General features: G+C 66.1%; 7 protein-coding genes. 5 read left to right on the top strand and 2 right to left on the bottom strand.

Going from position 1 to position 6358, the window contains the following annotated elements; genetic code table 11:
* Positions 1-1072, top strand: a 1072-nt coding sequence (locus HMPREF3115_RS09050; RefSeq protein WP_256276109.1) for an MFS transporter, incomplete at its 5' end; no start/stop codon positions are given.
* 259 nt (positions 1073-1331) lie between these two features.
* Here HMPREF3115_RS09050 and HMPREF3115_RS09045 read toward each other — a convergent pair.
* On the bottom strand, positions 1332-1769 hold the full coding sequence (locus HMPREF3115_RS09045) for a RidA family protein (protein ID WP_070554169.1): 438 nt from the start codon (positions 1767-1769) through the stop codon (positions 1332-1334).
* Between the two features lie 103 nt (positions 1770-1872).
* On the opposite strand from HMPREF3115_RS09045, the gene HMPREF3115_RS09040 reads away from it, so the two are divergent.
* Positions 1873-2811: a LysR substrate-binding domain-containing protein gene (locus HMPREF3115_RS09040; RefSeq protein WP_070554167.1), complete on the top strand. Its 939-nt coding sequence runs from the start codon at positions 1873-1875 to the stop codon at positions 2809-2811.
* A 142-nt stretch (positions 2812-2953) separates the two neighbouring features.
* Here HMPREF3115_RS09040 and HMPREF3115_RS09035 read toward each other — a convergent pair whose 3' ends face one another.
* Positions 2954-3607, bottom strand: coding sequence for an HD domain-containing protein (locus tag HMPREF3115_RS09035; protein WP_006403932.1), 654 nt, complete (start codon positions 3605-3607; stop codon positions 2954-2956).
* 186 nt (positions 3608-3793) lie between these two features.
* Here HMPREF3115_RS09035 and HMPREF3115_RS09030 point away from each other — a divergent pair, with 186 nt between their 5' ends.
* From HMPREF3115_RS09030 to HMPREF3115_RS09020, 3 genes are all read left to right on the top strand, one after another.
* Entirely contained in the window at positions 3794-5206 is a 1413-nt protein-coding gene (locus tag HMPREF3115_RS09030; protein ID WP_070554165.1) for a MocR-like pyridoxine biosynthesis transcription factor PdxR, read from the top strand.
* Between the two features lie 118 nt (positions 5207-5324).
* Entirely contained in the window at positions 5325-5750 is a 426-nt protein-coding gene (locus tag HMPREF3115_RS09025) for a cupin domain-containing protein (protein WP_006409898.1), read from the top strand.
* A gap of 25 nt (positions 5751-5775) precedes the next feature.
* Positions 5776-6231: a carboxymuconolactone decarboxylase family protein gene (locus tag HMPREF3115_RS09020; RefSeq protein WP_006409901.1), complete on the top strand. Its 456-nt coding sequence runs from the start codon at positions 5776-5778 to the stop codon at positions 6229-6231.
* Positions 6232-6358: the final 127 nt, after the last annotated feature.

Genomic DNA, 6358 nt, shown 5'->3' with positions numbered 1-6358 from the left:
CTGGATCGCGCGGATCATGATCACGTGGGGCATCGTCTCGTCGTCGCTCGCGTTCATCGCGCCGCTCGCGCGGTTCTTTCACGTCGAAGCGTCGACGATGTTCTACATCCTGCGGTTCCTGCTCGGTGCATGCGAGGCCGGTTTCTTTCCGGGCGTGATCCTTTACATGAACTACTGGTTCCCTGCGCGCCGCCAGAGCACCGCGATGTCCGGCTTCCTGATCGCGATTCCGGTGAGCCTCACGCTCGGCGGCATCGTCTCCGGCTGGCTGATGGAAAACACGCACGGGCTGCTCGGCCTCGGCGGCTGGCAGTGGATGCTGCTGCTCGAAGGCATTCCGTCGATTCTCGTCGCGTTCGTCGTGCTCGCGTTCATGGGCGACGGCATCGCGTCCGCCAAGTGGCTGTCCGCGAGCGAAAAGGCGCTGCTGCAGCGCAATCTCGAACAGGAAAGCACGCGCAAGACGCACAGCATCGGCGCGGCGTTTCGCAATCCGCACGTCTGGCTGCTCACGTTCATTCTGCTCACGTTCAACACGGGCTTTTACGGGCTCGCGTTCTGGTTGCCGTCGATCATTCGCGCGTCGGGCGTGCAAAGCCCGCTGAGCATCGGGCTGCTGACCGCGATTCCGTATCTGAGCGCCGTCGTCGCGATGCTGTGGAATGCCGCGCATTCGCGCCGTACCGGCGAGCGGCGGCTGCATGCGGCGATTCCGGCCGGCATCGGCGGCGTCGGACTGATGCTCAGCGCGTTCTTCGCGAGCAACGTGCCGCTGTCGATCCTGTTCCTGACGATCTCGACCTGCGCGATCCTCGGCCTGATGCCGATCTACTGGACGTTCCCCGGCCAGATTCTCGCCGGCACGGCCGCCGCGGCCGGCATCGCGCTGATCAACTCGATCGGCAACCTGTCCGGTTTCACCGGCTCGATGATTACGAGCGTCGCGAAAAACCTGACCGGCAACATCAACAACGGCACGTATGCGCTCGGCGCGTGCCTACTCGTCAGCTGCGTGCTGATTCTCGCGATTCCGAAACGGCTGCTCGACAACCGCGTCGACGAGCGGGAGTGAGGTCGGCGGGTCGGCATTCGGCGGTGCGGCGAACGCGTGTCGAACGGTTCGCGGACGCGCACCTGCCGGGGAAATATGCGCGCTTGCCGGAACGCGGCGCGCATTCGCGTTTGCGTCCGATCGGCTAACGCAACGCCGAAAGCTGCACGCTCCCTTCTTCTTTGATCGCCGGTGCGTCGTCGTCGACGCGGCGCACCGCGCGGCCGATGCGTCATCGATCGGCTTCGATGCCGGTTGTCGCGTTCGCGAATCGTCTGCTTCAACTGCCGCCGCTCGCTAATACGGCGGCTCGCTCACCGGCCGACCTCGAATCCGACACGACCGCAATCGCTTCGACTTCGATCAGCGCATCCGGCGAAAACAGCGCGGACACCTCGACGAGGCTCTCCGCCGGATACGGCGCGGTAAACCATTTCCGCCGAACATCGACCATCTTGTCGAGATACGACATCGACGACAGGAATACGGTCGTCTTCACGACGCGATCCATGCCGGAGCCGGCCGCCTGCAGCACGCGTGCGAGATTGCCGAACGCGCGCTCGGCCTGACGGTCGAAGTCGCCCGGCCCGTCGATCTCGCCATCCTCGCCGATCGCCGGCTGGCCGGAAACGAATACGAAGTCGCCGACACGGATTGCCTGTGATAATAGGAACGGCGCATAAGGGTCCGGATTCGTGTGGACTTGCTCGATTTTCATGCGGATCTCCCGATTCGGTTCATCGTGGGGACGGCAGTATCGGTCGAGCGCCCGCGCACAACAAATGGTCAATTCTCACCCGACAGATGAGCCGTTCTAATCCATGCGCAAACTCCCTCCCCTGAGCGCGCTGCGCGCGTTCGAAGCCGCGGCGCGGCGCGGCGGCTTCAAGGCCGCGGCCGAGGAGCTCAACGTCACGCCGACCGCGATCAGCCACCAGATCCGCCAGCTCGAGGACTGGCTCGGCGTGAAGCTGTTCGAGCGCCGCACGCGCAGCGTGCGATTGACCGAAGGCGGCACCGCGCTGTTTCCGGCGCTGCGCGACGGGTTCGACAGCTTCGAGCGCGCGATCGAAACGACGCGAAACCTCGACGGCGGCAAGGTGGCGACACTGACCTCGACCGTCGCGTTCACGGCCAAATGTCTCGCCGCGCGCGCGGGCGGTTTCCGCGCCGCGTATCCGGACTGGACGCTGCGGCTCGATGCGACCAACGCGATCGTCGATCTCGACCGGTCCGCCGACGCGTCAATCCGGTACGGTCCCGGCTACTATGCGGGGCTCGTGTCGGAGCTGCTGTTCAAGGATCATTTCGCGCCGGTGTGCCGCCCGCATCTGGCGATCGCGACCGCGCAGGACTTGCAGCGCGCGACGTTGATTCACTTCGACTGGGGTGCGCCCGTTCGCGACGATCCGCGCGCGATCACGTGGGCGCACTGGCTCGACGCGGCGAGGATGTCGGCCATCGATCCGAACGCGGGGCTGCGGTTCAACGACGAGATTCATGCGATGCAGGCGACGCTCGCCGGACAGGGCGTCGGCCTGATCAGCCTGACGCTCGTGGCCGACGAACTCGCCAACGGTACGCTCGTACAGCCGTTCGATCTCGCGCTGGAGAGTTTTCAGTACGACCTCGTCTACAGCCCGCGGTCCGCGAGCCGACACGCGACCGGGATATTGAAAAGCTGGGTGCGCGGGGAATTTGCGGACGCGCATGCGCGGGTGTCGGGTTGCGGCGTGCCGTGCGAGGCCGAGGAGGATTGACGCGGCGCATCGGCGCGCTGCAATGCCCCGATCGGCGGACGTCGAAAGCTGCCCCGCTCATCGTTTGCCAACGGCAGCCGGGCCTGGCGCCGCGTCGCCGCGCGGACCGCCCCGGAAGGCCCCGATGCAAGAGCCTGCGCAGTCAGTGGCAATCGCACACCCAGCGCGAATTCAGCATGACGCTGCACATATTCACCCTGACGAACCGAGGATCCTTGTGTGCAAGAAAGTCGTCGTTGAAGGTGCCGAACGTCGTTTCCGGACGGTGCTTCATCCCGTCGTAGAACGCGTCGATCATCTTGTTCGCAAAATCGGCTTCGCGCGGATACGCGGCGACCACCGCCGCGCGCTGCTCGTCGGTGAACTGCTCGAAGCCGCGTCCGGCCACGTCCATACCCGCGCCGGCCTGCACGAGCGCAATTTCGCCGTGCATGTGCTCCGGAATGCCCGGCGTCGTGTGCAGCGCAACAGCGGTCCACACCTTCTCGATGTCCGCGTCCGAGATGCGATGGCTCCGAAGGAAATCGCGCGCCGCATTGGCGCCGTCCACTTCGAAGCGAAGCCGGCTGTCGCGATAGGCGGACGTCAGCCCGATGTCGTGGAACATTGACGCAACATAGAGCAGTTCGGGATCGAACACGATGTTCCGGCGTTGTCCGAGCAGTGCGCCCCACAGGTATACGCGCGCCGAGTGGTTGAACAGCAATTCGCCCTCGGTGTCGCGGATGAGTTGCGTGACCTCGCGCGCCAGCTGGCTGTCGGGGATCACGGCGTCGATCGATCCATTCGTCTGCACGGTATCTTCCTTCGTCTGTTCGCTCGATTGGATGCGGCCCGCTCGAGCAGGCCGCCGAAGCCGACGGCCGAAGGCGGTCGCCGGATTCGGGCTGCGGCCGATTGGCCGCGTCGATACGACAAAGTACGCTTCCGTCCGGGCAGCAAACAGTCCCAAGATCGAAAAATCGAAATGCACCATCGACCCATGACGACGCTCTCCATTGGCCTCGACCGCTCCGGACGCACGTCGCTGTCCGCCCAGATCTACGGCTCGATCCGCGATGCGATCGAGTCCGGCAAGCTCGCTTCGGGCGCACGGCTGCCATCGTGGTCCGATCTGGCCGCGCAGCTCGGCGTGTCGCGCGGCACCGTCCGCGCCGCTTACGAGCGCCTGATCGACGAGCAGTTCGCGATCGGGCTCGGCGCCGCGGGCACGCGCGTCGCCGAGCGTCCCGCGGTGCCGGTCGCGGGCGGCTGGTCGCCGGAGGCGCCGCCCCTTCCCGACCTGTTCGCCGGATTCGGCAACGCACCGCTGCCGTTTCAGATGGGCGTGCCGTCGCAGGCGGCGTTTCCGTTCAAGCTTTGGTCGCGCGTGCAGGCGCGCGCGGCGCGGCGCGCATCGGCGGCGCCGGTCGGCTACCCCGACCCGCGCGGCGATCCGGACCTGCGCAGGGAAATCGCCGCCTATCTCGCCGTCGCGCGCGGTCTTCGCTGCAGTCCGTCGCAGGTATTCATCACGGCGGGGTTCTCGGGCGCGCTGGGCCTCGCGATCCGCGGGCTCGGACTGGAAGGCCGACACGCGTGGATCGAAGACCCCGGCTTTCCGCTCACGCGGACGGCGCTCGGTCTGGCCGGCATGACGGTCACCGCGGTGCCGGTGGACGCGGACGGACTCGATGTAGACGCCGGAATCCGGGATACGAACGACGCGGCGCTGGCCGTCGTCACGCCCGGCCAGCAGGCCCCGCTCGGCGTGACGATGTCGCTGGCGCGGCGGATTGCGCTGCTTGCATGGGCACGACAAAACGACGCGTGGATCGTCGAAGACGACTATCTGAGCGAGCTTCAGTTGACCGGGCGTGCGGCGCCCGCGCTTGCGTCGCTCGATCAGGACGGGCGCGTGCTGCATATCGGCAGCTTCAGCAAGACGCTGAGCCCCGCGCTGCGTCTCGGCTTTCTCGTCGTGCCGCCGGACATCGCGCGGCGCTTCGGCGACGTTGCAGCGTGCCTCGCACCCGCGCCGGCCGCATGCGCGCAGCACGCAGTGACGGAGTTCATCCAGGACGGACACTATCTTCGGCATTTGCGCCGAATGAAGCGGCTGTACGCAGCGCATCGCGAGGCGCTGCTACGCTGTCTGAACGAGCAGCGTTCGACTGCGATCGCGGTTCAGGCGACGGCCGGCATGGCCGTGGTGACGGCGCTGCCGGCCGACGTGTCGGACGTCGATATCGCGATGCGTGCCCGCGCATGCGGGCTGTCCCCGGTCCCGCTGTCGCCGTGGTACATGGGCGCTGCGCGGCAGCAGGGCCTGCTGCTCGGCGTGACGAACCTGAACCACAGCACGCTTGCCGACGATTGTCGCCGCCTGCTCGCGCTGGTTCGCGAGCATCGCTGACGCACCGGCCACGACTGCACTCCGACGGCCGCTTGGTACAAAGAAAATGTTCATTCCTGGTGCTTTTTCGTGTTCCTTTCGCACACGACAATGGGGAACCTCAACGAGCCAGACAACCATGAACATTCGGAACATTCAGTCGATTGCAACTGCCGCATGCGCAGGCATCGCGTTCGGCATCGCGGTGCCTGCCGCGGCGCACGGCACCGGTGAAACCGTCACGCCGAACTTCCGGCACGCGATTCCCAACCTTCCCGGCAAGACCTTGACGGCCGTCGTCGTGGACTACGCGCCGGGCGCAGCATCGCCGGCGCACCGGCATGCGGGCTCCGCTTTCATCTATGCGTACGTGTTGTCCGGCGACATCGAATCGCAGGTCGACGACGGCCCGACACGCGTCTATCACACCGGCGAAAGCTTCTTCGAAGCACCGGGCGCGGTGCATCGCGTCAGCCGCAATGCGAGCACATCGCGGCCGGCCCGGTTGCTCGCGGTATTCGTCGCCGACAGCGACGACACGGTCCTGACCACCCCGGTCAAGTAAATCCCCTTCTTTCAGGAGTTACCTCATGAGCAAGCGTCTCGATTACAACCAGATTGCGCCCGCGGGAGTGAAAGCGCTCGGCGGCGTCTACGGTTATGTGATGCAGAGCGGGCTGTCGCCAGTGCTCGTCGATCTCGTCTATCTGCGCGTGTCGCAGATCAACAACTGCGCGTACTGCCTCGACATGCATACGCGCGACCTGCTGAAGAAGGGCGTGAAGATCGAAAAGCTCGCGCTCGTGCAGGCGTGGCGAGAGGCCGGCAATCTGTTCGACGAGCGTGAGCGTGCGGCACTCGCGTGGGCGGAGTCCGTCACGCTGGTCGCGACGACCGGCGTACCGGACGACGCATTCGAAGCGGCACGTGCGGTATTCAGCGAGCGCGAGCTCGTCGATCTCACGATCGCAGCGAGCCTGATGAACACGTACAACCGGATGGCGATCAGCTTCCGCAACACGCCGCAGGCCGTGCTGGAGCAGTGACGCGCGGGCACCGCGGGTCGGCATCGCGCGGCGAGGATCGACCTCGCGATCCTCGCGCGCGATGCGCAGCACTTCCTGCATGCGGCCGCTGCGGACAATGCACGGCATGCACGACGCTTCTGCAAGA

The organism is Burkholderia sp. HMSC10F09 (genome assembly GCF_001806955.1).
GTDB classification, from domain to species: Bacteria; Pseudomonadota; Gammaproteobacteria; order Burkholderiales; family Burkholderiaceae; genus Burkholderia; species Burkholderia multivorans.
This window is presented reverse-complemented; position numbering and strand designations above follow the sequence as displayed.

Excerpts from the sequence above, each read along its gene's own strand:
- HMPREF3115_RS09045 (WP_070554169.1), bottom strand. The coding sequence starts at position 1,769 with ATGAAAATCGAGCAAGTCCACACGAATCCGGACCCTTATGCGCCGTTC.
- HMPREF3115_RS09040 (WP_070554167.1), top strand. The coding sequence starts at position 1,873 with ATGCGCAAACTCCCTCCCCTGAGCGCGCTGCGCGCGTTCGAAGCCGCG.
- HMPREF3115_RS09030 (WP_070554165.1), top strand. The coding sequence starts at position 3,794 with ATGACGACGCTCTCCATTGGCCTCGACCGCTCCGGACGCACGTCGCTG.
- HMPREF3115_RS09025 (WP_006409898.1), top strand. The coding sequence starts at position 5,325 with ATGAACATTCGGAACATTCAGTCGATTGCAACTGCCGCATGCGCAGGC.
- HMPREF3115_RS09020 (WP_006409901.1), top strand. The coding sequence starts at position 5,776 with ATGAGCAAGCGTCTCGATTACAACCAGATTGCGCCCGCGGGAGTGAAA.